Genomic DNA, 1920 nt, shown 5'->3' with positions numbered 1-1920 from the left:
CCCTCGGCTTGTCGAGGTTGGGCTGCTCGAAGATGAACGGCATGCCGAGCACGCCTTCCCAGAAATCGATCGAGGTCTGGCGCCCGGCGCCGACCAGCGTGATGTGATGGACGCCCTGCGATTGCAGTTTCTGCATTGGCCTTCTCCCCCGTGGCATCAACTGCCCGTCCGGATCTTGCCGGCACCCGGCGTTCTGCGCACCGCTGGAGCCTCAGGATCCCTGACGTGATGCTAATGCAATCGGCCCCGCTGCGCCAGAAGCCACGAACGCGGTCAGGATCGGGCGATTGAGGGAGAGATCTAAGAGATTCGTGGTCTAGGATCGAAAGCGAATTGCGTCCAATGCCGGCACGCTAATCGAGAAATCTGATCTTTGTGAAAGACATCATCTCTCCCATGACGTTGCCGCTGTCATCGACCTGCTGCCCCTGCCCGACTGTAACCGTCACGCGTTTTCCCTTGTAGTGGGACGGCATCACGGTTTGCTCGTTCCAGCTTTCGCACTCGGGCGCGGAACACAGGCCGACTTGCTCGGCCTTCTTGCGGTCGACAAGGGTCAGGTAACAATTGTCGCCGCATTCAAAACCTCGAATGGTGCCCGTGATCTTGCTGTCCTTGGAGAAGGACGGACCACACTGGGCAATCAGGGACACGGAGACGAGGAGGGCCAAGGCCAGTTGTTTCATGCAGCCAACTTGCTGCAACATGCCGTGCCGCGCAAGCACTGCACGCCGGAATACGCTTTGTGGTTATGAACGTTCAGGGCCCGTAGATTTCCAAAACGCCAGTGGCTATATGGATCACATGCTGAAATTTCCCGCCGACCAAGTCTATGTGCGTATTTGCCACGTCAAGAAGGGCTATGAGGACCGAGAACAGCACATCGCGAGGCAGATCGGACGCCATGGTATTCCCGCCACTTGGTACCTTCACTGGGATGTTTCGGACATTACTGATGAAGACGTCAAAAGACTTACCACGCCAGGCGCTCTCAAAATGGCGGAACTGTCCTGCTCCTTGAAACACATCGGGATCTGGCGTGATTTTCTGAAGACCGACAAGCACTATTGTCTGGTCTTAGAGGACGACGTGTTCCTGGCGGCCAATTTCAATACAAAATTCAACGCGGCTCTGGCAGAGCTCGGCGATCCAAACCGCAAAGCCGTTATCTATATCGGCAATGCCGGCACCTACTACATTTCGGCGTTCAAGTTGAAGCGCGGACAACATCTCTATCCAGCCCCCCACGGCAAAGCCACCGATTCCTACATCATCACCCGCTCCGTGGCAGCGGAGAGGTGCGCCTGGTTTGACGAACGCAAGATGTCCGGGCCGATCGGTCACGAGATCGACAGTGCCGACGCGGCGCTGGGCGTGGAGGTGCTTTGGTTCGAGAGACCTTTTGTTGAGCAGGGCACCCACACTGGCGCCTTCCTGACGTCTATAAACCCCGACAAACAAAGGCCACTTTGGTACAAGCGCATGGAGTGGCTCTATAAAAAATATCGCCGGCAGCTGGTTGGCCATATCTAGAGACTTGCTGCCACCCGGTTCTGTTCATATGCCACGCCGGCCATCCAACGGAGACCGCGTCAAACTTTGGCCTGCAGGACCAGATCCTCAAAACCTGTACGACTAAGTCATTGAAATCCTTGGTACGCCCAAGGGGAATCGAACCCCTGTTCCCGCCGTGAGAGGGCGGTGTCCTGACCGCTAGACGATGGGCGCGTTCAAGAACCGGCGATATAGGCTGAGCGCTGGGAAAAAGCAACTGGGGTTCGGCCGCTTTCCCTTGTCGGGGAAAAGTCGGCTGCAGGTCTAGCGTTTCGGCTCGATCAGGTCCCAGAGATTGCCGTGGAGATCGGCGAAAACCGCCACCGTGCCGTAAGGCTCGAAGCGCGGTGCTTCACGGAATTCGAC

Annotated in this window: 2 protein-coding genes, 1 tRNA gene and 2 pseudogenes; 1 reads left to right on the top strand and 4 read right to left on the bottom strand. The window is 57.1% G+C overall.

Annotation, left to right across the window (positions count from 1 at the left end; all coding sequences use genetic code 11):
• Positions 1-136, bottom strand: a pseudogene (locus EN935_RS42435) (VOC family protein); the annotation flags it as partial.
• Positions 137-353: 217 nt separating this feature from the next.
• Complete coding sequence (locus EN935_RS33655) at positions 354-686, bottom strand: hypothetical protein (protein ID WP_245469010.1); 333 nt, start codon at positions 684-686, stop codon at positions 354-356.
• 118 nt (positions 687-804) lie between these two features.
• Here EN935_RS33655 and EN935_RS33650 point away from each other — a divergent pair, with 118 nt between their 5' ends.
• Positions 805-1533, top strand: coding sequence for a glycosyltransferase family 25 protein (locus tag EN935_RS33650; RefSeq protein WP_109665483.1), 729 nt, complete (start codon positions 805-807; stop codon positions 1531-1533).
• Positions 1534-1653: 120 nt separating this feature from the next.
• Here EN935_RS33650 and EN935_RS33645 read toward each other — a convergent pair.
• Positions 1654-1728 (bottom strand) — tRNA-Glu (locus EN935_RS33645).
• Positions 1729-1818: 90 nt separating this feature from the next.
• A pseudogene (locus EN935_RS42430) lies at positions 1819-1920 on the bottom strand (VOC family protein); the annotation flags it as partial.

The organism is Mesorhizobium sp. M7D.F.Ca.US.004.03.1.1, from assembly GCF_003998635.1.
Lineage (GTDB): Bacteria > Pseudomonadota > Alphaproteobacteria > Rhizobiales > Rhizobiaceae > Mesorhizobium > Mesorhizobium loti.
Note: the sequence above shows the minus strand (reverse complement) of the source record. Positions and strands in the feature narration are given on the sequence as shown.

What these genes read in the sequence shown, in the direction of transcription:
- EN935_RS33650 (WP_109665483.1), top strand. Translation starts at nt 805, where the DNA reads ATGCTGAAATTTCCCGCCGACCAAGTCTATGTGCGTATTTGCCACGTC.
- EN935_RS33655 (WP_245469010.1), bottom strand. Translation starts at nt 686, where the DNA reads ATGAAACAACTGGCCTTGGCCCTCCTCGTCTCCGTGTCCCTGATTGCC.